At 56.2% G+C, this 24,878-nt stretch carries 24 protein-coding genes and 1 other annotated feature; of the genes, 17 read left to right on the top strand and 7 right to left on the bottom strand.

Going from position 1 to position 24,878, the window contains the following annotated elements:
* Positions 1 to 18: 18 nt before the first annotated feature.
* On the top strand, positions 19 to 741 hold the full coding sequence (deoD, locus tag DAI21_RS01240) for a purine-nucleoside phosphorylase (RefSeq protein ID WP_100777730.1): 723 nt from the start codon (positions 19 to 21) through the stop codon (positions 739 to 741).
* 70 nt (positions 742 to 811) lie between these two features.
* On the opposite strand, the gene lplA is transcribed toward deoD, so the two are convergent.
* Both lplA and DAI21_RS01230 read right to left on the bottom strand, forming a co-directional pair.
* Complete coding sequence (gene lplA / locus DAI21_RS01235) at positions 812 to 1,828, bottom strand: lipoate--protein ligase LplA (RefSeq protein ID WP_100777729.1); 1,017 nt, start codon at positions 1,826 to 1,828, stop codon at positions 812 to 814.
* A 38-nt stretch (positions 1,829 to 1,866) separates the two neighbouring features.
* Entirely contained in the window at positions 1,867 to 2,511 is a 645-nt protein-coding gene (locus DAI21_RS01230; RefSeq protein ID WP_107702301.1) for a YtjB family periplasmic protein, read from the bottom strand.
* Positions 2,512 to 2,628: 117 nt separating this feature from the next.
* Between DAI21_RS01230 and serB the strand changes: the two genes are divergently transcribed.
* The 3 genes from serB to nadR all read left to right on the top strand — a co-directional run bounded on the left by serB (position 2,629) and on the right by nadR (position 6,290).
* Positions 2,629 to 3,597, top strand: a complete 969-nt coding sequence (gene serB / locus DAI21_RS01225) for a phosphoserine phosphatase (protein WP_100777727.1) — start codon at positions 2,629 to 2,631, stop codon at positions 3,595 to 3,597.
* Between the two features lie 11 nt (positions 3,598 to 3,608).
* Positions 3,609 to 4,991 carry a DNA repair protein RadA gene (gene radA, locus DAI21_RS01220; protein WP_100777726.1) on the top strand — a complete coding sequence of 461 codons (1,383 nt, stop codon included), beginning with the start codon at positions 3,609 to 3,611 and terminating at the stop codon, positions 4,989 to 4,991.
* Between the two features lie 66 nt (positions 4,992 to 5,057).
* Entirely contained in the window at positions 5,058 to 6,290 is a 1,233-nt protein-coding gene (gene nadR, locus DAI21_RS01215) for a multifunctional transcriptional regulator/nicotinamide-nucleotide adenylyltransferase/ribosylnicotinamide kinase NadR (RefSeq protein WP_100777725.1), read from the top strand.
* Between the two features lie 60 nt (positions 6,291 to 6,350).
* Here nadR and DAI21_RS01210 read toward each other — a convergent pair whose 3' ends face one another.
* On the bottom strand, positions 6,351 to 7,352 hold the full coding sequence (locus DAI21_RS01210) for a zinc-binding alcohol dehydrogenase family protein (protein ID WP_107702300.1): 1,002 nt from the start codon (positions 7,350 to 7,352) through the stop codon (positions 6,351 to 6,353).
* Between the two features lie 106 nt (positions 7,353 to 7,458).
* Between DAI21_RS01210 and DAI21_RS01205 the strand changes: the two genes are divergently transcribed.
* Positions 7,459 to 8,358, top strand: a complete 900-nt coding sequence (locus DAI21_RS01205) for a LysR family transcriptional regulator (protein WP_107702299.1) — start codon at positions 7,459 to 7,461, stop codon at positions 8,356 to 8,358.
* An 83-nt stretch (positions 8,359 to 8,441) separates the two neighbouring features.
* Here DAI21_RS01205 and ettA read toward each other — a convergent pair whose 3' ends face one another.
* Positions 8,442 to 10,109 (bottom strand): energy-dependent translational throttle protein EttA, encoded by a 1,668-nt coding sequence (gene ettA / locus DAI21_RS01200; RefSeq protein ID WP_100777722.1) that lies wholly within the window; start codon positions 10,107 to 10,109, stop codon positions 8,442 to 8,444.
* A 226-nt stretch (positions 10,110 to 10,335) separates the two neighbouring features.
* Here ettA and sltY point away from each other — a divergent pair, with 226 nt between their 5' ends.
* Together sltY and trpR are read left to right on the top strand one after the other, a co-directional pair.
* Complete coding sequence (gene sltY / locus DAI21_RS01195; RefSeq protein ID WP_102104552.1) at positions 10,336 to 12,273, top strand: murein transglycosylase; 1,938 nt, start codon at positions 10,336 to 10,338, stop codon at positions 12,271 to 12,273.
* 56 nt (positions 12,274 to 12,329) lie between these two features.
* Positions 12,330 to 12,656: a trp operon repressor gene (gene trpR, locus DAI21_RS01190; protein ID WP_100777720.1), complete on the top strand. Its 327-nt coding sequence runs from the start codon at positions 12,330 to 12,332 to the stop codon at positions 12,654 to 12,656.
* 85 nt (positions 12,657 to 12,741) lie between these two features.
* Here trpR and yjjX read toward each other — a convergent pair whose 3' ends face one another.
* Entirely contained in the window at positions 12,742 to 13,257 is a 516-nt protein-coding gene (yjjX, locus tag DAI21_RS01185; protein WP_100777719.1) for an inosine/xanthosine triphosphatase, read from the bottom strand.
* Positions 13,258 to 13,306: 49 nt separating this feature from the next.
* On the opposite strand from yjjX, the gene gpmB reads away from it, so the two are divergent.
* Positions 13,307 to 13,954, top strand: a complete 648-nt coding sequence (gene gpmB / locus DAI21_RS01180; protein ID WP_100777718.1) for a 2,3-diphosphoglycerate-dependent phosphoglycerate mutase GpmB — start codon at positions 13,307 to 13,309, stop codon at positions 13,952 to 13,954.
* On the opposite strand, the gene robA is transcribed toward gpmB, so the two are convergent.
* Positions 13,951 to 14,820: an MDR efflux pump AcrAB transcriptional activator RobA gene (robA, locus tag DAI21_RS01175; protein ID WP_100777717.1), complete on the bottom strand. Its 870-nt coding sequence runs from the start codon at positions 14,818 to 14,820 to the stop codon at positions 13,951 to 13,953. The genes gpmB and robA overlap by 4 nt on opposite strands.
* A 211-nt stretch (positions 14,821 to 15,031) precedes the next feature.
* On the opposite strand from robA, the gene creA reads away from it, so the two are divergent.
* From creA to creD, 4 genes are read left to right on the top strand one after another with little or no spacing between them, the layout of a single operon-like run.
* The gene (creA, locus tag DAI21_RS01170) at positions 15,032 to 15,502 is read left to right on the top strand and encodes a protein CreA (RefSeq protein ID WP_100777716.1); all 471 of its coding nucleotides are present in this window, start codon (positions 15,032 to 15,034) and stop codon (positions 15,500 to 15,502) included.
* A gap of 14 nt (positions 15,503 to 15,516) precedes the next feature.
* Positions 15,517 to 16,206, top strand: a complete 690-nt coding sequence (gene creB, locus DAI21_RS01165; RefSeq protein ID WP_100777715.1) for a two-component system response regulator CreB — start codon at positions 15,517 to 15,519, stop codon at positions 16,204 to 16,206.
* Positions 16,206 to 17,630 carry a two-component system sensor histidine kinase CreC gene (gene creC, locus DAI21_RS01160; RefSeq protein ID WP_107702298.1) on the top strand — a complete coding sequence of 475 codons (1,425 nt, stop codon included), beginning with the start codon at positions 16,206 to 16,208 and terminating at the stop codon, positions 17,628 to 17,630. The genes creB and creC overlap by 1 nt, the downstream gene beginning before the upstream one ends.
* Before the next feature lie 57 nt (positions 17,631 to 17,687).
* Positions 17,688 to 19,040: a cell envelope integrity protein CreD gene (creD, locus tag DAI21_RS01155; protein WP_107702297.1), complete on the top strand. Its 1,353-nt coding sequence runs from the start codon at positions 17,688 to 17,690 to the stop codon at positions 19,038 to 19,040.
* Positions 19,041 to 19,085: 45 nt separating this feature from the next.
* Here creD and arcA read toward each other — a convergent pair whose 3' ends face one another.
* Positions 19,086 to 19,802, bottom strand: coding sequence for a two-component system response regulator ArcA (gene arcA / locus DAI21_RS01150; RefSeq protein ID WP_006174002.1), 717 nt, complete (start codon positions 19,800 to 19,802; stop codon positions 19,086 to 19,088).
* A gap of 95 nt (positions 19,803 to 19,897) precedes the next feature.
* Between arcA and yjjY the strand changes: the two genes are divergently transcribed.
* The 5 genes from yjjY to thrB all read left to right on the top strand — a co-directional run bounded on the left by yjjY (position 19,898) and on the right by thrB (position 24,878).
* Positions 19,898 to 20,038, top strand: coding sequence for a protein YjjY (gene yjjY, locus DAI21_RS01145; protein ID WP_001303782.1), 141 nt, complete (start codon positions 19,898 to 19,900; stop codon positions 20,036 to 20,038).
* Positions 20,039 to 20,437: 399 nt separating this feature from the next.
* The gene (locus tag DAI21_RS01140; protein WP_107702296.1) at positions 20,438 to 21,124 is read left to right on the top strand and encodes a tRNA/rRNA methyltransferase; all 687 of its coding nucleotides are present in this window, start codon (positions 20,438 to 20,440) and stop codon (positions 21,122 to 21,124) included.
* Positions 21,125 to 21,335: 211 nt separating this feature from the next.
* On the top strand, positions 21,336 to 21,404 hold the full coding sequence (gene thrL / locus DAI21_RS01135; RefSeq protein ID WP_107704209.1) for a thr operon leader peptide: 69 nt from the start codon (positions 21,336 to 21,338) through the stop codon (positions 21,402 to 21,404).
* Positions 21,343 to 21,461 (top strand) — a sequence feature (Thr leader region). Its footprint overlaps the gene before it by 62 nt.
* A gap of 23 nt (positions 21,462 to 21,484) precedes the next feature.
* Positions 21,485 to 23,947 carry a bifunctional aspartate kinase/homoserine dehydrogenase I gene (thrA, locus tag DAI21_RS01130; RefSeq protein WP_107702295.1) on the top strand — a complete coding sequence of 821 codons (2,463 nt, stop codon included), beginning with the start codon at positions 21,485 to 21,487 and terminating at the stop codon, positions 23,945 to 23,947.
* A gap of 1 nt (position 23,948) precedes the next feature.
* The gene (gene thrB / locus DAI21_RS01125; protein WP_100777710.1) at positions 23,949 to 24,878 is read left to right on the top strand and encodes a homoserine kinase; all 930 of its coding nucleotides are present in this window, start codon (positions 23,949 to 23,951) and stop codon (positions 24,876 to 24,878) included.

Raw genomic sequence — 24,878 nt, 5'->3', positions numbered from 1 at the left:
TTTTAAAAGGATCTGAAGATGGCTACCCCACACATTAATGCAGAAATGGGCGATTTCGCGGACGTAGTGTTGATGCCGGGTGACCCGCTGCGCGCGAAGCACATTGCGGAAACCTTCCTCGAAGACGTACGTGAAGTGAACAACGTGCGCGGCATGCTGGGCTTCACAGGTACTTACAAAGGCCGCAAAATCTCTGTGATGGGTCACGGTATGGGTATCCCGTCCTGCTCCATTTACACCAAAGAGCTGATCACCGATTTCGGCGTGAAGAAAATCATCCGCGTCGGCTCTTGTGGTGCAGTGCGTATGGACGTGAAACTGCGTGACGTCGTCATCGGTATGGGTGCTTGCACCGATTCCAAAGTCAACCGTATGCGTTTCAAAGACCACGACTTTGCAGCCATCGCTGACTTCGGCATGGTGCGTAACGCGGTTGACGCGGCGAAAGCGCTGGGCGTTGATGCGCGCGTTGGTAATATCTTCTCTGCTGACCTGTTCTATGCACCGGACGGCGGCGAAATGTTCGACGTGATGGAAAAATACGGCATCCTGGGCGTGGAAATGGAAGCGGCGGGCATCTACGGCGTAGCGGCTGAGTTTGGTGCGAAAGCGCTGACCATCTGCACCGTGTCAGACCACATCCGTACTCACGAGCAGACCACTGCCGCTGAGCGTCAGACCACCTTCAACGACATGATCAAAATCGCGCTGGAATCCGTTCTGCTGGGCGATAAAGAGTAAGTCTGTTTGCCGGGTGGCTTCTCCGCCTTACCCGGCCTGCAATGTTAAAGCCCGCTTGCGGGCTTTTCTGTCACCGCACTGCTTTCGCTATCCACGCTGACAACTCCCGCAACTCTTTTTCCTGCTCCGGGAACTCGCCTAACAGCGCGTCACACGCTTGCTGCAGACTCTCCGCGCGATACAGACATCCCTGCAAACGGGCCGCCAGCGCTTCCAGCGGGGCCGGATTGAGGCTATCGGTAAACACCTGCGTGCGCGTAATAATGCCCCGTTCAACGTCGAAATGCAGCTCTACGCCGCCCCAGGTGAAACGCTCGTCCAGCAGATGCGAGAACGCCGGTGCCTGACCGAAGTTCCACTCCCAGCTGCTTTGCCGGGCAAAGGTTTCGGCGAAGTTGGGCAAATCCGGCGTTTTGTCCGGGGAGATCACTTCCGCCTCGACGCGCTCGCCATAATGTTCGAAAAACGCCTCACGAATTGCCGCGCAAACCTGCTCATGGGTAATGCCTGGCAGCAGCTCCACCAGATTCGCCACGCGACCGCGCACCGAGGTAATCCCCTTGGCCTGCAGCTTTTTCTTGTCGGGATTGAGATAGTTCGCCAGACGGCTCAAGTCAGCGTTAAGCAGTAAAGTGCCGTGATGAAAACCGCGATCTTTGGTTTCGCGATAGGCCGAACCGGAAACTTTACGGTCGCCTTCAGGGGTTTTGACCACCAGATCGTTTCGTCCGGAGGCTTCTGCCGTCACGCCGAGGGCGTTCAGGGCATTGAGCACAATCGCGGTGGAGATGGTTTTATCGTATTCCGGTTTCCCGGCCATAAAGGTAAAGCAGGTATTGCCGAGGTCATGGAATACCGCGCCGCCGCCGCTGCTGCGACGGGCCAGACGCACGTTATCCTCTTCCATGCGCCGGGTGTTGCACTCTTTCCACGGGTTCTGCGCGCGGCCAATGACTACCGTATCGGCGTTGCGCCACAGGAACAGGACGCGCTGTGTGGCAGGCATCTGGCGGAAGATGCACTCTTCCACCGCGAGGTTGAACCAGGGATCGTAAGAGTCAGAGATAAGCAGGCGTAGTGTCGTCATGGCAGATTTCCTTTCCGAATCGTCCACCCACTTTACCATTAATCCCTCTTCTCGCTCTCTTCCTCTTCCGGCACCGATTTACTGGCCGTCAGCAGGAAAGGCGATTGCTGCCAGCGCGTGCGTTTGCCCTGCAAAAGCGTGCGCGTTAACACGACGCCAATCGCCAGCGAAAGGAGTAACATCAGGCGTAGAATATTCGTGGTGTTATCCACCTGCTTGGCTTCGGTCGGCAGGGTGTGGGTGTCGAGGGTCAGACGCAGGTAGCCCAGCGGGCCATTCTTGCCCTGAATCGGCTCGATAATTTGCTGATTGAAATAGCCGCCGGCCTTTTTGCCGTCGAGCGCCAGACGGTCACGCACGTCAACGTGCTCACCGGCGCGGGCAATCAGATCGCCCTGTTCGTCGTAGACGCCCGCATCCAGAATACGGCTGTTTTCCGTAATCTGACGCAGTATTTGGGCGATGCGTTTATCGTCCGGCGTCTCGGTGCGCATTGCGGGCGCAACGCTCAGGGTAACCTGACGCGCCAGGGTTCGCGCCAGCTCTTCGAACTGCGGATTACGTTGTCGTTGATGATTCTGGCTAAACCAGGATGCCCCTTGCATCAGCGCCACCAGAAGCGCGAGGCAGGACAGGACAATCACTGCACGATGAAGCCGGAATTTCAGTTTTGCGCGAGCCATATTCCACCTGCTGAAAATTTACGGCTTAATGTTGCCAGAAGTGATGGTTACAGGGTAGCCTCATGCGTTATTTTCCCCCTGGAACCTTCCGGCGCGAACCAATTTACAGGAGCTTCAATGCCGAACATTACCTGGTGCGACCTGACCGATGACGTCTCTTTATGGCCAGGATTGCCGCTCTCATTAAGTGGCGACGAGGTCATGCCTCTGGACTACCATGCGGGGCGTAGCGGCTGGCTGCTGTATGGCCGTGGCCTGGATAAGCAACGCCTGACGCAATACCAAACCAAGCTCGGCGCGGCGATGGTGATTGTGGCGGCCTGGTGCGTGGAAGATTATCAGGTGCTGCGTCTGGCCGGATCGCTGACACAACGCGCGACCCGCCTGGCCCACGAAGCCGGGCTGGATGTGGCGCCGCTGGGTAAAATCCCGCATCTGAAAACGCCAGGACTGCTGGTGATGGATATGGATTCGACCGCCATTCAGATCGAGTGCATCGACGAACTCGCGAAACTGGCCGGTAGCGGCGAGATGGTGGCGGAAGTGACCGAACGCGCCATGCGCGGCGAACTCGATTTTGCCGCCAGCCTGAAGCAGCGCGTCGCCACGTTGAAAGGGGCCGATGCCAACATCCTGCGTCAGGTGCGTGATGAACTCCCGTTGATGCCGGGCCTCACTCAACTGGTACTGAAGCTGGAAACCCTCGGCTGGAAAGTGGCGATTGCCTCCGGCGGCTTCACCTTCTTCGCGGACTACCTGCGCGACAAACTGCGACTGACCACCGTTGTGGCGAACGAACTGGAGATCCGCGACGGTAAACTGACCGGCGAAGTGATCGGCGATATCGTGGATGCCCAGTACAAAGCCAACACCCTGACGCGTCTGGCGGAAAAATATGAAATTCCGGTCACGCAGACCGTCGCTATCGGTGACGGCGCGAACGATCTGCCAATGATCAAAGTGGCCGGGCTGGGCATTGCCTATCATGCCAAGCCAAAAGTAAACGAAAAGACGGAAGTCACCATTCGTCATGCCGATCTGATGGGGGTGTTCTGCATCCTCTCCGGTAGCGTGAATCAGAAATAAAGAGGTAAACCGTGGCGAAAGCTCCAAAACGCGCATTTGTCTGTAATGAATGTGGTGCGGATTATCCGCGCTGGCAGGGGCAGTGCAGCGCCTGCCATGCCTGGAACACCATCACCGAAGTGCGTGTGGCCGCTTCGCCAACCGTGGCCCGTAACGAGCGTCTTAGCGGCTATGCGGGTAACGCTGGCGTCTCGAAGGTACAAAAACTTTCCGAGATCAGCCTCGATGAAGTGCCGCGTTTTTCCACCGGTTTTAAAGAGTTTGACCGCGTACTGGGCGGCGGCGTGGTGCCGGGCAGCGCGATTCTGATCGGCGGTAACCCCGGCGCCGGTAAATCGACGCTGCTGCTGCAAACGCTGTGCAAACTCGCGGAACAGATGAAAACCCTGTACGTGACCGGTGAAGAGTCTTTGCAACAGGTCGCGATGCGCGCGCACCGTCTCGGTCTCCCGACCGGCAATCTGAATATGCTGTCGGAAACCAGCATCGAGCAAATCTGTATGATTGCTGACGAAGAGCAGCCGAAGCTGATGGTCATCGACTCCATCCAGGTCATGCACATGGCGGATATTCAGTCATCGCCGGGCAGCGTGGCGCAGGTGCGTGAAACCGCCGCCTATCTGACGCGCTTTGCTAAGACGCGCGGTGTGGCTATCGTGATGGTCGGCCACGTCACCAAAGACGGCTCCCTGGCCGGTCCGAAAGTGCTTGAGCACTGTATCGACTGCTCCGTGATGCTCGACGGCGATGCGGATTCCCGTTTCCGCACCCTGCGCAGCCATAAAAACCGTTTTGGTGCGGTGAATGAGCTGGGCGTTTTCGCCATGACCGAACAGGGGCTGCGCGAAGTGAGCAACCCATCGGCCATCTTCCTGAGCCGTGGCGACGAAGAGACCGCCGGCAGCTCGGTGATGGTGCTCTGGGAAGGGACGCGGCCGCTACTGGTGGAGATTCAGGCGCTGGTGGATCAATCGATGATGGGCAACCCTCGTCGCGTGGCGGTCGGGCTTGAGCAAAACCGTTTGGCGATTCTGCTGGCGGTGCTGCACCGTCACGGCGGCCTGCAAATGGCGGATCAGGATGTGTTCGTTAACGTGGTGGGCGGCGTGAAAGTGACAGAAACCAGTGCCGATCTGGCCCTGCTGCTGGCGATGGTCTCCAGCCTGCGCAACCGACCGCTCCCGCAGGATCTGGTGGTGTTTGGCGAAGTGGGGCTGGCCGGAGAAATTCGCCCGGTCCCGAGCGGCCAGGAGCGTATCTCCGAAGCGGCGAAACACGGTTTCCGTCGTGCCATTGTCCCTGCTGCCAACGTACCGAAAAAAGTGCCGGAAGGGATGAAAATTTTCCCGGTGAAAAAACTGTCGGATGCGTTAAGCGTCTTTGACGACTTATAATATTAACGTGCGTATCTTTTTGGCGGGAGCGTTTTGCTGACCCGCCTCACTTAGCAGGAGGCTCTTGTGTCAACATTTGACTATCTTAAAACCGCGATCCGCCAGAAAGGCTGTACGTTGCAGCAGGTGGCGGAAGCCAGCGGGATGACCAAGGGCTATTTAAGCCAGCTTCTGAATGCCAAAATCAAAAGCCCGAGCGCGCAAAAACTTGAGGCGCTGCACCGCTTTCTGGGCCTCGAATTTCCGCGCATGCAAAAGAATATCGGCGTGGTATTTGGCAAGTTTTATCCGCTGCATACCGGCCATATCTATCTGATTCAGCGCGCCTGTAGCCAGGTGGATGAGCTGCATATCATCATGGGTTACGATGACACGCGTGACCGCGCGTTGTTCGAAGACAGCGCCATGTCCCAGCAGCCGACCGTCTCAGACCGTCTGCGCTGGCTGCTGCAGACGTTCAAATACCAAAAGAACATTCGTATTCATGCCTTTAACGAAGAGGGCATGGAGCCGTATCCGCACGGCTGGGATGTGTGGAGTAACGGCATCAAAGCCTTTATGGAAGAGAAGGGGATAGCCCCGAACTGGATCTATACCTCTGAAGAGTCCGATGCGCCGCAGTTCCGCGAACATCTCGGAACGGAAACAGTGCTGATCGATCCTAAGCGTACCTTCATGAACATCAGCGGCGCGCAAATCCGCGAAAACCCCTTCCGCTACTGGGATTACATCCCAACGGAAGTGAAGCCGTTCTTCGTGCGCACGGTGGCGATTCTGGGCGGTGAATCGAGCGGTAAATCTACGCTGGTCAACAAGCTGGCGAATATCTTCAACACCACCAGTGCCTGGGAGTATGGGCGAGATTACGTCTTCTCACACCTGGGCGGCGATGAGATGGCGCTCCAGTATTCCGATTACGACAAAATCGCGCTGGGTCATGCGCAGTACATTGATTTCGCGGTGAAATACGCGAACAAAGTGGCGTTTGTAGATACGGATTTCGTGACCACTCAGGCGTTCTGTAAAAAGTACGAGGGCCGTGAGCATCCGTTTGTTCAGGCGCTGATCGATGAGTATCGCTTCGATCTGGTGATTTTGCTGGAAAACAATACGCCGTGGGTCGCCGATGGGATGCGCAGCCTGGGCAGCTCCGTCGACCGCAAAGAGTTCCAGACCATGCTGGTGGATATGCTGCGTGAGAATAACGTGGAGTTTGTCCATGTGGAGGAGTCGGACTACGATGGCCGCTTCCTGCGCTGCGTGGAGCTGGTGAAGACGTTGATGGGGGAGCAGGCGTAAAGCGCTGCTCCGAACGATCCCTCTCCCGAAAGGGAGAGGGTCAGAAAGAGGTTAATGACCTCAGAACTGCACTACCACCTTCCCGCGCATATGCCCGTCCAGCACTTTGCGGTGCGCTTCGCTAATGCTCTCCACGCTTAATCCCTGCAGCGTCTCACTCAACGAACTCTCCACCACACCGTTTTCGACCAGCTTCGCGACCTCATTCAGAATCTCACCCTGACGCGCCATGTCCGCAGTCTGATACATGCTTCGGGTATACATGAACTCCCAGTGCAGCGCGGCAGATTTAGACTTCAGCTTGCTTTGATCCAGCGGATGGTCGTTCTCAACGATGGTGCAAATATGCCCCTGCGGCGCAATCAGCTCGCTGACCGCCGCCCAGTGCCCGTCGGTATCGTTAAGAATGAAAATGTAATCCACAAAGGTAATGTCGTGCTTCGCCAGTTCACCTTGCAGGTCGCGGTAATTTACCACCAGATCCGCACCGCGATCCCGGCACCACTGGGCCGAATCTTCCCGGGACGCCGTGGCGATCACCTTGATCTGGCTGTTGTGTTTGGCAAAGGGGATCGCCAGCGATCCGACGCCGCCCGCGCCCCCGATGATCAGCAGTGTTTTGTCCGATCCGGCGTCCTGGATATTCAGCCGTTCAAACAATCCTTCCCACGCCGTCAGGGCGGTTAACGGCAGCGCCGCTGCGGCAGCCCAGTCGAGGTTTTGCGGTTTGTGGCCGACGATGCGCGCATCAATCAGCTGGTGCGTGGCATTGCTGCCCGGACGGGTGATGTCCCCTGCGTACCACACTTCGTCACCGGCTTTGAATTGCGTAACGCTCGCACCGACCGCCTTCACAATTCCGCTGGCGTCCCAGCCGAGAATACGCGGCGCTTGCAGACCGTTTTTGCTCAGGCTGGCATGAACTTTAGTATCGACCGGGTTTACAGAAACGGCTTTCACCTCAACCAGCAAATCATGCTCGCCGGGCTGCGGCATGGGCTGCGTGATCTCAATAAAAGCAGAAGGCTGGTCTGGATTAACGGCAATGGCTTTAACGGACATGGTGAACTCCTTATGGAATGCGTTTGTTGAGGCTAGTCTATTAAGTCACCAGTTGCGTGATAAGATGGACAATCAATAACAAAGTGTTCGCTTGAGATGAACAATCATGTTTAAACAGCTACAGGATATGGCCCTGTTTGCGCTGGTGGCCGAGATGGGGAGTTTTACCGCGGCGGCGCAAAAAGCGAGCCTGCCAAAATCAAGCGTCAGCCAGCGAATCAGCCAGCTTGAGCAGCAGGTCGGTATCCGCCTGCTGAACCGCACCACCCGCAAACTCAATTTAACCTATGCCGGAGAGCACTATCTGGTGCACTGCCGCGAGATGCTGGCGGCGAGCGAGCGCGCGGAATACGCCATTCAGCGTCTGCGCGATAATCCCGGCGGTCGGCTGCGGCTCACAAGTCCGGCGGGGATTGGTGCCACGCTGCTGGCGCATCTGAATGCGGAGTTTCAGCGCCGTTATCCGGATGTGTCGCTCGATGTCTGTATTTCAGATGATGTGCAGGATCTGGTGGAGTCTGGCTATGACGTCGCGCTGCGCACCGGTAAGCCGCAGGACTCTTCGTTGATTGGCCGTATGATTGGTAACTGCCCGCGCTACCTGCTGGCCTCGCCGGATTATCTGGCGCGCTTTGCTCCTCTGGAACATCCACGGCAGCTGGTGGATCACCGCTGTATCACTCACAAAGCCTGGCCGGAGTGGCTGTTGCGTCGTAACGACGAGGATTATCGGCATCTGCCTGACAACGCGCATGTGACGGATAACCTGGTTTACGCCAGGGAGAGTGCCATTGCGGGGGCGGGAATCACGCTGCTGCCCGCATTTTTGCTGGAAGATAAAATCGAGAAGGGGGCGCTGGTGCCGGTGTTGCCAGAATGGCGCGTGGAGGGCAACGAGCTATGGCTGGTCTACCCGAGCCGGAAGCTGAATTCGCCTGCGCTGATGAGCTATATCCAGTTTGCGATGCAGTTTGATGAGGTGAAGCGGTTTTACGTTGGGGTGTGAATGCCGGGAGGCGATGACGCCTTACCCGGCCTGCTTTCTTTCGTTTGCCCGGCAGGCAAAACGCCGCCGGGCAAATCAGGCACTTATTTGGAGATACGCTTGTACTTGATACGTTTTGGCTCCAGCGCATCGGCGCCGAGCGTGCGTTTCTTGTACTCTTCGTATTCGGTAAAGTTACCTTCGAAGAACTCCACTTTACCCTCGTCCTGGTAATCCAGAATGTGGGTGGCAATACGGTCCAGGAACCAACGGTCGTGCGAGATCACCATCGCACAGCCCGGGAACTCCAGCATGGCGTTTTCCAGCGCGCGCAGGGTTTCGATATCCAGGTCGTTGGTCGGTTCATCGAGCAGCAGTACGTTACCGCCAACCTGCAGCAGTTTCGCCAGATGCAGACGGCCACGCTCACCGCCGGACAGCTCGCCGACGCGTTTACCCTGATCCACACCTTTGAAGTTGAAGCGGCCAACGTAGGCGCGGCTCGGCATCTCGGTGTTACCGATACGCATGATATCCTGCCCGCCGGAGACTTCTTCCCACACGGTTTTGCTGTTGTCCATTGCGTCACGGAACTGGTCAACGGAGGCCAGTTTCACGGTATCACCCAGCGTAATGGTGCCGCTGTCAGGTTGTTCCTGACCAGACATCATGCGGAACAGGGTTGATTTACCGGCGCCGTTCGGACCGATGATCCCGACAATCGCCCCTTTCGGCACGGAGAAGCTCAGGTCGTCGATCAGCAGGCGATCGCCGTAGGATTTACGCAGATTACTCACTTCAACGACTTTATCCCCCAGACGCGCGCCTGGTGGAATAAACAGTTCGTTGGTTTCATTACGTTTCTGGTATTCGGAGTTGTTCAGCTCTTCAAAGCGTGCCAGACGGGCTTTGCCCTTAGACTGACGGCCTTTAGCGCCCTGACGAACCCACTCCAGCTCTTTCTCAATCGATTTACGACGAGCGGCTTCCTGAGACGCTTCCTGCGCCAGACGCTGATCTTTCTGCTCCAGCCAGGAGGAGTAGTTGCCTTCCCACGGAATACCTTCGCCGCGGTCCAGCTCGAGGATCCAGCCTGCCACGTTATCAAGGAAGTAACGGTCGTGGGTAATTGCCACAACGGTCCCTTCGAAGTCGTGCAGGAAGCGTTCCAGCCAGGCGACGGATTCAGCATCCAGGTGGTTCGTTGGTTCGTCGAGCAGCAGCATGTCTGGCTTTTCCAGCAGCAGACGGCACAGCGCGACGCGGCGGCGTTCACCACCGGACAGTTTTTCGATTTTCGCGTCCCAGTCTGGCAGGCGCAGGGCATCGGCCGCACGCTCCAGCTGGACGTTCAGGTTGTGACCGTCGTGCGCCTGGATAATTTCTTCAAATTTACCCTGTTGCGCCGCCAGTTTGTCGAAGTCAGCGTCCGGTTCAGCATACTTCGCGTACACCTCGTCCAGGCCTTTCAGTGCGTTAACAACTTCAGAAACGGCTTCTTCGATGGATTCGCGAACGGTGTGTTCCGGGTTCAGCTTCGGCTCCTGCGGCAGGTAACCGATTTTGAGACCAGGCTGCGGGCGAGCTTCACCTTCGATGTCTGTATCGATGCCGGCCATAATGCGCAGCAGGGTGGACTTACCGGCACCGTTGAGACCCAGAACACCAATTTTTGCGCCCGGGAAGAAGCTCAGCGAGATATTTTTCAGAATATGACGTTTCGGCGGAACGACCTTGCCGACACGATGCATGGTATAAACGAATTGAGCCACGTGGACTTCGCCTCTTTTATCGTGAAGAAAATAGAATTCAGCTGCGAAGTGTAGCCTTTTTCAGTGCCTAATCCCAGCCAGGAACGTCGGGAGTGTTAAAGCACGCAAGAAAGGTAAAAAAGTGTCCATAACGTGGCGTGTTGCGGTATGCCTGGTTAGCATAGATCCATTACATTTTTATGTGGCACGACGCCGCAACGGTATTCAACAAAATGAGGAAGAGCTTGTGGAAAAAGCCAAACAGGTGGTCTGGCGTCTGCTGGCTGCCAGCGTATGCGTGATGACGATAAGCCACGCAGCGCATGCCGATTCACTGGATGAACAGCGTAACCGCTATGCGCAAATCAAGCAGGCGTGGGACAGTAAGCAGATGGATACCGTGCAGGCACTGATGCCGACGCTGAAAGAGTATCCGCTCTATCCGTATCTGGAATACCGCCAGATCACCGACGATCTCATGAACCAGCCGACCCTCACCGTCGCGAATTTTATCCAGGCGAATCCGACGCTACCGCCCGCCCGCACTCTGCAATCGCGATTTGTGAACGAGCTGGCGCGTCGTGAAGACTGGCGCGGTCTGCTGGCGTTCAGCCCGGAAAAACCGGGCACTACCGAAGCGCAGTGTAATTTCTATTACGCCAAATGGGCGACCGGGCAGCAGCAGGAAGCCTGGAGCGGGGCGAAAGATCTGTGGCTGACAGGCAAAAATCTGCCAAACGCCTGTGACTCGCTGTTTGGCGCCTGGCGCGCATCGGGTCAGCAAGATCCGCTGGCCTATCTCGAACGTATTCGCCTGGCGATGAAAGCGGGCAACACGCGTCTCGTGACCACGCTGGCCGGGCAGATGCCCTCCGATTACCAGACCATTTCCACAGCAGTTCTCCAGCTCGCCAACGATCCCAATTCTGTGCTGACGTTTGCTCGCTCGACGGGCGCGACCGATTTCACCCGCCAGATGGCGGCGGTAGCTTTTACCAGCGTGGCGCGTGACGATGTGGAAAACGCACGGCTGATGATCCCGCAGCTGGTGCAGGCGCAGCAGCTCAACGACGATCAAACCCAGGAGCTGCGCGATATCGTCGCGTGGCGTCTGATGGGCACCGATGTGACCGACGAACAGGCGCGCTGGCGTGACGATGCGATCATGCGCTCAAACTCTACCTCGCTGGTTGAACGCCGCGTGCGTATGGCGCTCGGCACCGGCGATCGCCGTGGTTTAAACACCTGGCTCTCCCGCCTGCCGATGGATGCGAAAGAAAAAGACGAGTGGCGTTACTGGCAGGCCGATTTGCTGATGGAGCGCGGGCGTGATGACGAAGCGAAAGAGATCCTCCACTCTCTAATGCAGCAGCGCGGTTTCTATCCGATGGCGGCGGCGCAGCGTCTTGGCGAAGAGTACACGCTGAAGATCGACAAAGCTCCGACAAATGCCAATCCAGCCCTGACGCAGGGACCGGAAATGGCGCGCGTGCGCGAGCTGATGTACTGGAGCATGGATAACACCGCGCGCAGCGAGTGGGCCAACCTGGTGACCAGCCGCACGACTGACGAAAAAGCCCAGCTGGCGCGTTATGCCTTTGATAACCGCTGGTGGGATCTGAGCGTGCAGGCGACGATCGCCGGAAAACTGTGGGATCATCTGGAAGAGCGTTTCCCGCTGGCCTACAACGATCTGTTTGATCGCTACACCAGCGGCAAAGATATCCCGCAGAGCTATGCGATGGCGATTGCTCGTCAGGAGAGTGCCTGGAACCCGAAAGTGCGCTCGCCGGTGGGGGCCAGCGGCCTGATGCAAATTATGCCGGGGACCGCCACGCATACGGTGAAGATGTTTAATATTCCAGGCTACAGCAGCCCGTCACAGCTGCTGGATCCGGATACCAACATCAACATCGGCACCAGCTACTTGCAGTATGTGTATCAGCAGTTCGGCAATAACCGCATCTTCTCTTCGGCGGCGTATAACGCAGGGCCTGGGCGTGTGCGCACCTGGCTTGGCAACAGCGCCGGGCGCATCGACGCGGTGGCGTTTATCGAGAGCATTCCGTTCTCCGAAACGCGCGGTTATGTGAAGAATGTGCTGGCCTATGACGCCTATTACCGCTACTTCATGGGGCAGAAAGACACCCTGATGAGCGACGCGGAGTGGCAGAGAAAGTATTAATCCGGATGGGTTGTGTTATGCTTGTACTCGTCTAAGAGTACAAACGGCGGCATAACATGACCCAGCATTCCCCTTATTCATCGGCGATGGCCGAACAGCGCAACCAGGAGTGGCTTCGTTTTGTGGAGCTGCTTCGCCAGTCCTACGAGAAAGATCTGCACCTGCCTCTGATGCAGCTGATCCTGACGCCCGACGAGCGCGAAGCGCTAGGGACGCGCGTGCGCATTATTGAAGAGCTGCTGCGGGGGGAGATGAGCCAACGTGAGCTGAAGAATGAGCTGGGGGCGGGGATTGCTACGATTACCCGTGGTTCGAACAGCCTGAAATCAGCCCCGGTTGAGCTGCGCCAGTGGCTTGAGGAAGTGCTGCTGAAAAATGCCTGAGGTGCCATCTGGAAAGAGAGCAATTGCAGGCCTGATGGCGTTGCGCTTATCAGACCTGCAAAAGATCAGCTCTCATCGTGGTGTTTCAACGGTAAACCGCGTTATGAAACGGGCTTAACGCCAGCACCACTGCCTGATGGTAAACGCTCGAACGCGTCAGCGTCCCGGCGGTAAACACGCCGATGGCACCCTCTTTGCGGCCAATCTCGTCGATGCCGGTGTAGTGCGACATCACTGGTCCGAGCGCTTCTCCCGCCCGCACTTTTTCCAGAATGGTAGCCGGTAACGGCAACGTCGCTGAACGGGATTCTCCGCGCTGCTCGCGGCTCTCAATCACCACCCAGCTAAAGGTTGCCCCTTCGTCAATTCCCGCTTCAATCGCGACCCAAAAATCGGCCTGCGGGCGCAGAGCTTTCGCATTCACGACGCGATTTCGTGCGCCAGCGCGCGTTTCCTCGCTTCCGAAAGGTTGTTCAGGGACGCCGCTCTCGACGCCGACGGCGTCGATATGGCAGGATCCTTCGCCGAAGATCTCTTCAAATGCCCTTAGAATTGCCTGAATTTTGGCAGGATTAGTGGTAGCAGAGACAACATGGTGCATAATTAAGCTCGATTCGAAAAAAACTCATCGCAGTATAACGGAAAAAAACATGTTACAGGTTTACCTTGTTCGCCACGGTGAAACGCAGTGGAACGCCGAGCGACGTATTCAAGGCCAGTCAGACAGTCCTCTCACCGCCAAAGGTGAACAACAAGCATGGCAGGTTGCGGAGCGCGCCAGAACCCTGGGCATCACGCACATTATCGCCAGCGATTTAGGGCGCACGCAGCAAACGGCGCGCATTATCGCTGAGGCCTGCGGGTGCGACATTATCCTCGATCCTCGCCTGCGCGAGCTCGACATGGGCGTGCTGGAAAAACGTCATGTGGATTCTCTGACGGAGCAGGAAGAGGGCTGGCGTCGTACGCTGGTCAACGGCACCGAAGATGGCCGTATTCCTGAGGGGGAGTCCATGCAGGAGCTGAGTGTGCGCGTTCAGGCGGCACTGGCAGATTGCCTCAAGCTACCGGCAGGTAGCCGACCGCTGCTGGTGAGCCACGGTATCGCCCTGGGCTGCCTGGTGAGCACCATTCTTGGACTGCCGGCCTATGCCGAGCGCCGTTTACGTCTGCGCAACTGCTCTATTTCCCGTATCGACTATCAGGAAAGCCCGTGGCTGGCGTCTGGTTGGGTGGTGGAAATGGCAGGGGACATCTCGCATCTGGACGCCCCTGCGCTGGATGAACTGCAGCGTTAGCGGCGAATCGGAATTAAGAATTCCATACGCAGATTGATTGGGCCTTCATCCGGTTTAGCATCGCTGGCCGGATAGTAGCGCTCAATGTCCTGACCTTTACGGCGGTTCAGATTCAGCATCGGCATGCAGGTACCGTAAACGGTCAGGATAAACTCCTGAACGCCCGTTCCCAGCCCTTCATAGTTGAACATCACGTATTCACCGCCTTCCAGCACGACCGGCTTCGAGCCCTGAATATAGCCGTTGGCCATCTCAGGCGTGAGCGCGGTGGTGTAGAACACCTCCTGCTCGTCGTCCTTTTCCTGGCTTGGGTGCGTTTCGTTCAGGCCATACAGCAACGGCGGGATCGCCGGGGCGTGGCTCAGGAAATCGCGCCAGAACTGGGTGCGCATCTGATGACGGAATTCAGAAATCTGTTCCAGCGAACAGGAGTAGCTTTGCGTCGTGCCAATCAGGTGCGTCTCTGGTAGGGTGACGAATTCATATTTTGGCATCGCAAATTCGCCCAGACGCAGCGGCGGGCGCATGCCAAACGAACTCCAGTCGGGTGAACGACGATAGAGCGCAGGCGTCAGCGAGAACTGTTTTTTGAAGGCGCGGGTAAAGGTCTGCTGCGAGTCAAAACGGTATTGCAGTGCAATATCCAGAATCGGACGCGCTGTCAGGCGCAAGGCCACCGCCGATTTTGAGAGACGACGTGCACGAATATAGGCACCGATAGCATGACCGGTGACATCCTTGAACATCCTTTGCAAATGCCACTTGGAATAACCTGCTTTTGCCGCCACATTATCCAGTGACAAAGGCTGGTCCAGATGACCTTCTAGCCAGGTAAGCAGATCGCGAATAATTCCAGCCTGATCCATATACTATCCTCATCCTTAAAACAGCAGGTGCCTGATAACAGGGTAGCGGATAATAGCATTTTTTGATGTTTTAGCATTCAGTGTTTTTTTTGCGCATTAATGCTTTTTGCCGCACATTATGGGCATCAAATTGCTAATCCTGTGATCTTGCTACATTTTTATCCTGTTTGTTGAATAATCGCTCAATGCAATTTTAAAGAATGGTAACAATATGAAATACAAGACATTGATCTTCACCGCTCTGATGCTGTTAGTGGGTCGTAACGCGCTGGCCGAAGAAGTTGGTTCCGTCGATACCGTGTTTAAAATCTTTGGCCCGGACCATAAAATCGTGGTCGAAGCCTTTGACGATCCCGATGTGAAGAACGTCACCTGCTATATCAGCCGCGCGAAAACGGGCGGGATCAAAGGGGGGCTGGGGCTGGCTGAAGATACGGCCGATGCGGCGATCTCTTGCCAGCAGGTAGGGCCGGTGGAGCTGAGCGACAAAATCAAAAACGGCAAAGCGCAGGGCGATGTGGTGTTCCAGAAACGCACTTCGCTTGTGTTCAAAAAACTGCAGGTCGTGCGTTTCTATGATGCAAAACGGAACACGCTGGCATACCTCGCGTACTCCGATAAAGTGGTTGAGGGATCGCCGAAAAACGCACTGAGCGCCGTGCCGATCATGCCGTGGCGCTAACTCAGGGGCACCCGATGCAGCAACCGTTGATTTGGCTGGTGGAAGACGAAATCAGCATCGCCGAGACGCTAATCTACATGCTTTCGCAGGAAGGCTTCGCGGTGAAGTCCTTCGAACGCGGGCTACCTGCGCTCGAAGAGGCGCGGCGTCAGGCGCCTGCGCTCGCGATTCTGGATGTGGGTCTGCCGGATATCAGCGGTTTCGAGCTGTGTCGTCAGCTGCTGGCGCAACATCCATCGCTGCCGGTGCTGTTCCTCACGGCCCGCAGCGATGAGGTGGATAAACTGCTGGGCCTCGAAATGGGGGCCGATGATTACGTCGCCAAACCCTTCTCGCCGCGCGAAGTGTGCGCCCGGGTGCGGACCATTTTGCGACGCATGCAGAAATCGGCGTTGCCTTCGGAGATCCTGCGCATCGGGCAGTTTGAACTCAACGAACCCGCCGCGCAGATCAGCTGGTGCGGCGAAGCATTACTTTTAACGCGCTACGAATTTTTGCTGCTTAAAACCTTGCTCCACGCGCCTGGCCGGGTGTTTTCCCGCCAGCAGCTGATGGACAAAGTCTGGGGCGAGGATGGCGACAGCTTCGATCGCACCGTGGATACCCATATCAAAACCCTGCGCGCCAAACTGCGCGCCGTGAATGCGGACCTTTCGCCCATCAGCACCCATCGTGGCATGGGCTACAGCCTGGGGCTGTCGTAATGCGCATCGGCATGCGGCTGCTGCTGGGCTATTTCCTGATTGTCGCAATCGCCGCCTGGTTTGTGCTGTCGATCTTTGTGCAGGAGGTGAAACCCGGCGTGCGCAGGGCCACCGAAGGGACACTGATTGATACCGCCACGCTGTTGGCGGAAGTGGGGCGCGACGATCTGCTGGCGAATGATCCCCAAAACGGCAGAGTTGCGCAGGCTTTCTCGCAGCTGCATCAACGCCCGTTTCGCGCCAATATTGGCGGCATCTACAAAGTGCGCAACGAATATCACGTCTACATGACCGACGCGCAGGGCAAAGTGGTGTTTGATTCCACCGGAAAAGGGCTGGGCGAGGATTTTTCGCGCTGGAATGATGTCTGGCGCACCCTGCGCGGGCAGTACGGCGCGCGCAGTACCCAGGACGATCCCAACGACCCTGAGAGCACCGTGATGTACGTGGCGGCACCCATTGTTGATCGGGGAAAAGTCATCGGCGTGCTGTCGGTGGGGAAACCGAACAGCGCTATGGCACCGGTGATCCACCGCAGCGAGCGGCGCATTCTCTGGGCGGGCGGCGCGCTGCTGGGGATTGCCCTGCTGATAGGGCTGATTGTGGCGTGGTGGATCAACCGTTCCATCAGTTCCCTGTCGCGCTACGCGGATTCTGTGACCCACGACACGCCGCTGCCGTTGCCCGATCCGGGCAGCAGTGAGCTGCGCAAGCTGGCGCAGGCGCTGGAAAACATGCGTATCCGTCTCGAAGGCAAAAATTACATTGAGCATTACGTTCACGCCCTGACCCATGAGCTGAAAAGCCCGCTGGCGGCGATTCGCGGCGCGGCGGAGATCTTGTCAGAGCAGCCGCCAGCGCCTGTGGCCGCGCGGTTTATCGACAATATTCTGGTGCAGAACGCGCGGATGCAGTCGCTGGTCGAAAAGTTGCTGGAGCAGGCGAAACTGGAAAACCGCGTGGAGATTATCCCAGGCACCGTCAATATTACTGCGCTGTTCACGCGCATCAGCGACGCACGCTCAACGCTGCTGGCGGCAAAAGATATCCACCTGAGTTGCCAGGTCGACGTGCCGACGGTCGAGGGCGATGCGGATTTGCTGGAGCAGGCGCTGGGCAACCTGCTGGATAACGCCATCGACTTTACGCCGCACGGCGGGAGTATCACGCTCACCGCTGAAGCGGTGCAGAAGCAGACCCTGCTGAAAGTGACCGACAGCGGCAGCGGTATTCCGGACTACGCCCTGGCCCGCATTTTTGAGCGCTTTTACTCACTTCCGCGCGAAACGGGCCTGAAGAGCAGCGGCCTTGGGCTGGCGTTTGTGCAGGAGGTTGCGCGTCTGCATCACGGCGATATTCAACTTCGCAATCGCGAAGCAGGCGGCGTTGAGGCTATTTTGGCACTTCACCGTCCCTTCACATAACTTCAAATTCCGCGCACATAGCCACGTTACGCTCTCTCCATCACTAAGGAGAAGGCAATGAAAAAATCCCCCCTGTTCTGGAAAGTTAGCACCCTGATGGGGTGCATCCTGCTGCTGTTAGTTCCGCTGTTTATGGTAAGCAACCTGATTTCGGAGCGTGCCAGCTATCGCGATGACGTTGAAGATACGCTGCGCCAAAGCACCAGCGGGCCGCAGCAGCTCACCGGTCCGTTAATCGCGATTCCGGTAACGGAAATTTATTACACGATTGAAGATAAGGTTCAGGTTGAGCACAAGCGCAGTTTCCTGCACTTTTTGCTGCCGGAATCGCTGGTGATTGATGGCAATCAGCAGGTCGAATCCCGAAGCATCGGCATCTACGATGGGCAGATCTGGAGCACTGATCTGAAACTGAAAGCGCAATTTAATACGGATAAGCTGGACCAGCTTAAAGGGGAAACCATCACGCTGGGCCAGCCGTTTGTGGCCGTCGGCGTCGGTGATGCGCGTGGGATCGGCGCGGTGAACGTGTCGAAAGTGAACGGCGAAACCATGACCGTAGAGCCGGGTTCCGGCATCCTGGGGGAGCAGGCGGGGATTCACATTCCGCTGACGTGGGAAACGCTCAATGCAAAAAATATCGAACTGGAGATGGCGCTGAATCTCAACGGGACGGGCAGTTTCTCCGTCGTGCCGGTCGGGCGTAACAGCGAGCTGACACTGCGCAGCAACTGGCCGCACCCTGGTTTTATGGGGGATTACTTACCGTCGAAGCGCGAAATCAGCGCCTCGGGATTTCAGGCCCACTGGCAAAGCAGCTGGTTTGCGAACAATCTTGAAAGCGTGTTCAGCGCGAGTGAAACGCCTTCGTTTCGTGACGTTCCAGCCTTTAGCGTGACGGTGGCGACGCCTGCCGATCAGTATCAGTTAACAGACCGCGCCATTAAATATGCCATTCTGTTGATTGCGCTGACGTTTATGGCTTTCTTTGTCTACGAAACGCTCTCTCACCTTCGTCTGCACCCGATGCAGTATCTGCTGGTGGGGCTGTCGCTGGTGCTGTTCTACTTGGTACTGCTGGCGTTGTCAGAACATGTGGGCTTTACCCCTGCCTGGATTATCGCAAGCCTGGTCGGGGCGCTGATGAACGGGGTATATCTGCAGGCGGTGCTGAAGGGCTGGAAGCGAAGCGCTGTGTTTGTCGTGGCGCTGTTAGGCCTGGACGGTGTGATGTGGTTCCTGCTGCGTTCGGAAGACAGCGCGCTGTTGCTGGGGTCGGGCGTGTTGGCGTTAGCGCTGTTTGCGGTGATGTATCTGACGCGGCACTTTGACTGGTACTCGCTCACACAGGTGAAACGCAGTATGCCGAAAAGTGAAGAGAACCCGGATTCGTTACGGATCTGGAAATAAAAAAACGGCGCGTTAAGCGCCGTTTTTACTGCATTGAAAGCGGGATTATTCCTGCAAGTCGCCGCAGAAACGATAGCCTTCGCCATGGATAGTGGCGATGATTTCTGGCGTATCCGGCGTAGACTCGAAGTGTTTACGAATGCGACGGATCGTCACGTCAACAGTACGGTCGTGCGGCTTCAGCTCGCGGCCCGTCATCTTCTTCAGCAGCTCTGCACGGGACTGAATTTTGCCCGGGTTTTCGCAGAAGTGCAGCATGGCGCGGAATTCACTGCGCGGCAGTTTGTACTGTTCACCGTTCGGGCTAACCAGCGAACGGCTGTTGATATCAAGTTCCCAGCCGTTGAATTTGTAGCTGTCTACGCTACGACGCTCTTCACTCACCGTACCCAGATTCATGGTGCGGGACAGCAGGTTGCGTGCACGAATGGTTAACTCGCGAGGATTAAACGGCTTGGTGATGTAGTCATCAGCGCCGATTTCCAGGCCAAGAATTTTATCAACTTCGTTATCACGGCCTGTCAGGAACATTAACGCCACGTTCGCCTGTTCACGCAGCTCGCGTGCCAGAAGAAGGCCGTTTTTCCCGGGCAGGTTGATATCCATGATGACCAGGTTGATATCATTTTCAGAAAGGATCTGATGCATCTCTGCGCCATCGGTCGCTTCAAAGACATCGTAGCCTTCTGCTTCGAAAATGCTCTTTAACGTGTTGCGTGTTACCAACTCGTCTTCAACGATAAGAATGTGCGGGGTCTGCATGTTTGCTACCTAAATTGCCAACTAAATCGAAACAGGAAGTACAAAAGTCCCTGACCTGCCTGATACATGTCGCAAATTAACATGATCGGCCTAACGTGACTAAAGTACGTAATTGCGTTCTTGATGCACTTTCCATCAACGTCAACAACATCATTAGCTTGGTCGTGGGCACTTTCCCTCAGGACCCGACAGTGTCAAAAACGGCTGTCATCCTAACCATTTTAACAGCAACATAACAGGCTAAGTGACACCGGACACCCAATAAAACTACGCTTCGTTGACATATATCAAGTTCAATTGTAGCACGTTAACAGTTTGATGAAATCATCGTATCTGATTGCTAGCCTTTGTCACAATTTTTCAATAAACCAACTAGTTGCAGATATTGATTAATAAACAACGCGAATCCAATTCGAAAAACCAATCAATACGAGTATTATCATTATTAAACATACGGATAACTAATGTCTGTTAACATTTGAATCACTAGTTCCGTTACGGAACAGTTTAGCGCTTTTAATGCATGGTGAAACGCTATTTCGGTGATTTGTGTTGCAATTTTGTAAATTCGCGCTGCGTAATATGTTGAGCTGCGTCACACTTTTACCGGCTAACTGATTAAAAAGAGAGCAAAAATGCACTTATCGATAGTGCTGGTTTCGCCAGCAAGAGCAGAAAATATTGGCGCTGCCGCCCGAGCAATGAAGACCATGGGATTCACCGATTTGCGCATCGTAGACAGCGAGGCGCACCTCGAGCCAGCCGCCCGTTGGGTGGCACACGGATCGGGTGAAATCCTCGATAACATAACCACTTACGCGACACTCGCCGACGCGCTGCATGACATTTCTTTCACCGTCGCGACCACCGCCCGCAGCCGGGCGAAGTATCATTATTACGCGACGCCAACCGAACTGGTGCCGCTGCTGGAGGAAAAAAGCGCGTGGCTAACCAAAGCGGCACTGGTTTTTGGCCGCGAAGATTCGGGCCTGACCAACGAAGAGCTGGAGCTGGCAGACGTGCTGACCGGTGTGCCGATGGTGGCAGATTATCCGTCACTCAATCTCGGCCAGGCGGTGATGGTCTATTGCTATCAATTAGCATCTTTAATGCAAATTCCCGCGCCCGACGTGAACGGCGGGGATGAAAACCAGCTGCGGGCGTTGCGCGCGCGAACGCACTCGCTCTTAACCCAGCTTGGCGTGGCGGACGATCAGAAAATGGTGGACTGGCTTCATCAGCGACTAGGGTTGCTTGAGCAGCGCGACACGGCAATGTTGCACCGATTGCTGCACGATATCGAAAAAAAATTGGCAGAATAAAAACCTGACATTTGTTTTTCTTATGGCTTAACTGTCTGTCGATAAGGGTTGCAACTGGTCGTATCCGGATAAAAATAAAACCGCAAGCAGCGGGTCGTGAAAGGGTTACAAATTGTGATCAAATTAAAAATTCATTGACTTAAGGTGTCGGATACTTTAACCCTAAAAGAATACAGGACAGACAGAAAACAACACAGAGCACACAACATCCATGAATCGCGTTAGCACCACCACCATTACAACAACCATCATCATTACCACAGGTAACGATGCGGGCTGACGCGTAACAGGAAAAACAGAAAAAAGCCCGCACCTGAACAGTGCGGGCTTTTTTTTCGACCAAAGATCACGAGGTAAACCATGCGAGTCTTGAAGTTCGGCGGTACATCAGTGGCAAACGCAGAACGTTTTCTGCGCGTTGCCGATATCCTGGAAAGCAACGCCAGGCAGGGGCAGGTGGCAACCGTGCTCTCTGCCCCGGCGAAAATTACTAACCACCTGGTGGCGATGATTGAAAAAACCATCGGTGGCCAGGATGCTCTCCCGAACATCAGCGATGCCGAGCGCATTTTTACCGAGCTGCTTCAGGGGCTGGCAGATATCCAGCCAGGCTTCCCGCTCGCCCGGCTGAAAGCCTTAGTGGAACAAGAGTTCGCACAGATCAAACATGTCCTGCACGGCATCAGCCTGCTGGGACAATGCCCGGATGGCATCAACGCGGCGCTGATTTGCCGCGGTGAAAAACTCTCAATTGCCATCATGGCGGGCCTGCTGGAAGCGCGTGGGCACCATGTTACGGTGATCGACCCGGTCGAAAAACTGCTGGCGGTGGGCCATTACCTCGAATCCACCGTCGATATCGCCGAATCTACCCGTCGCATCGCCGCCAGTAAAATCCCGGCTGACCATATGATCCTGATGGCGGGCTTCACTGCCGGTAACGAGAAGGGCGAACTCGTGGTGCTGGGCCGTAACGGCTCCGACTACTCTGCCGCCGTGCTGGCTGCTTGTTTGCGCGCCGATTGCTGCGAAATCTGGACTGACGTTGACGGCGTCTATACCTGCGATCCGCGCCAGGTGCCGGACGCAAGGCTGCTGAAATCGATGTCGTATCAGGAAGCGATGGAGCTGTCGTATTTCGGCGCAAAAGTCCTCCATCCACGCACCATCTCCCCGATTGCTCAGTTCCAGATCCCTTGCCTCATCAAAAATACCGGTAACCCGCAGGCGCCAGGCACGCTGATTGGCGCGAGCCATGATGAAGACGATTTGCCGGTCAAAGGCATCTCTAACCTCAATAACATGGCGATGTTCAGCGTCTCCGGTCCAGGGATGAAAGGCATGGTCGGCATGGCCGCACGTGTGTTTGCCGCGATGTCACGCAACGGTATCTCCGTTGTGCTCATCACGCAGTCCTCTTCTGAATACAGCATCAGCTTCTGCGTGCCGCAGGCGGATTGTGGCCGTGCGCGTCGTGCGCTGGAAGATGAGTTTTATCTGGAGCTGAAAGAAGAGCTGCTGGAACCGCTGTCGATCCAGGAACGCCTGGCGATTATCTCGGTCGTCGGCGACGGAATGCGCACCCTGCGCGGGATCTCCGCAAAATTCTTTGCCGCGCTGGCACGCGCCAACATCAACATCGTGGCCATTGCCCAGGGCTCTTCCGAGCGCTCGATTTCGGTGGTGGTGAGCAATGATGACGCGACCACCGGTGTCCGTGTCACGCACCAGATGCTGTTCAACACCGATCAGGTGATCGAAGTGTTCGTCATTGGCGTCGGCGGTGTGGGCGGCGCACTGCTGGAGCAGGTGAAGCGTCAGCAGGGCTGGCTGAAGAACAAACATATCGATCTGCGCGTTTGCGGCGTGGCGAACTCCCGAGCGCTGCTGACCAACGTCCACGGGCTGAATCTGGAAAGCTGGCAGGACGAACTGGCGCAGGCGAAAGAGCCGTTTAATCTTGGCCGCCTGATTCGTCTGGTGAAAGAGTATCACCTGCTTAATCCGGTGATTGTGGACTGTACCTCAAACCAGGCCGTCGCCGATCAGTATGCTGACTTCCTGCGCGAAGGTTTCCACGTGGTGACGCCGAACAAAAAGGCCAATACCTCGTCGATGGATTACTACCATCAGCTGCGCACCGCGGCCAGCAAGTCTCGCCGTAAGTTCCTCTACGACACCAACGTCGGCGCGGGGCTGCCGGTCATTGAGAACCTGCAAAACTTGCTGAACGCGGGTGATGAATTGCAGCGCTTCTCCGGCATTCTCTCCGGTTCCCTGTCGTTTATTTTCGGCAAGCTGGATGAAGGGATGAGCCTCTCGGAAGCCACCCGTGAAGCGCGTGAGCTGGGCTATACCGAGCCAGACCCGCGTGACGATCTCTCGGGCATGGATGTCGCGCGTAAGCTGCTGATCCTTGCCCGTGAAACTGGCCGTGAGCTGGAGCTATCGGACATCGTCATTGAGCCGGTGCTGCCTGCAAGTTTTGATGACAGCGGCGATGTCGCTACTTTTATGGATCGCTTAGGGCAACTGGATGACGACTTTGCGGCACGTATCGCAAAAGCCCGTGATGAAGGCAAAGTATTGCGCTATGTTGGCAACATCGAAGACGACGGCGTGTGCCGCGTGAAGATTGCTGAAGTGGACGGGAACGATCCGCTCTTTAAAGTGAAAAACGGCGAAAACGCCCTGGCGTTTTACAGCCACTATTATCAGCCATTACCGTTGGTACTTCGCGGTTATGGCGCAGGGAATGATGTGACGGCGGCGGGCGTGTTTGCCGATCTGCTGCGTACCCTGTCATGGAAGTTAGGAGTTTAACATGGTCAAAGTTTATGCCCCGGCTTCCAGCGCTAATATGAGCGTCGGATTTGATGTGCTGGGTGCGGCGGTAACGCCCCTCGACGGTTCGCTGCTGGGTGATACCGTCACCGTCGAAGCGGCGGATAGTTTCAGCCTCAACAATATTGGCCGCTTCGCCAACAAGCTGCCGCCAGAACCGCGCGAGAATATTGTCTACCAGTGCTGGGAACGCTTTTGTCAGGAGATCGGTAAAAACGTGCCGGTCGCCATGACCCTTGAAAAAAGTATGCCGATTGGCTCCGGGCTGGGTTCCAGCGCCTGTTCTGTCGTCGCCGCGCTGGTGGCGATGAACGAACACTGCGGCAAACCGCTTAACAACACTCGCTTACTCTCACTGATGGGCGAACTGGAAGGGCGCATCTCTGGCAGCATTCACTATGATAACGTCGCGCCGTGTTTCCTTGGCGGGATGCAGCTGATGATCGAAGAGAACGGCATTATCAGCCAGCAGGTGCCAGGCTTTGATGAGTGGCTCTGGGTGCTGGCCTATCCGGGGATTAAAGTTTCGACCGCCGAAGCGCGTGCGATTCTACCCGCGCAGTATCGTCGTCAGGACTGTATCGCGCACGGTCGTCATCTGGCAGGCTTTATTCACGCCTGCTATACCCGTCAGCCTGCGCTCGCCGCGAAGCTGATGAAAGATGTGATTGCCGAGCCGTACCGCACCAAACTGCTGCCGGGCTTCAATGAAGCGCGTGAGGCGTCACTGGATATCGGCGCGCAGGCGTGCGGTATTTCGGGCTCAGGCCCAACGCTGTTCGCCCTTTGCGATAAGCCGGACACCGCGCAGCGCGTGGCAGACTGGCTGGCGAAAAATTACCTGCAAAATCAGGAAGGCTTTGTTCATATTTGCCGTCTGGACACGGCAGGCGCACGAGTACTGGGATAA

It is taken from the genome of Lelliottia sp. WB101, assembly GCF_003051885.1.
GTDB classification, from domain to species: Bacteria; Pseudomonadota; Gammaproteobacteria; order Enterobacterales; family Enterobacteriaceae; genus Enterobacter; species Enterobacter nimipressuralis.
This window is presented reverse-complemented; position numbering and strand designations above follow the sequence as displayed.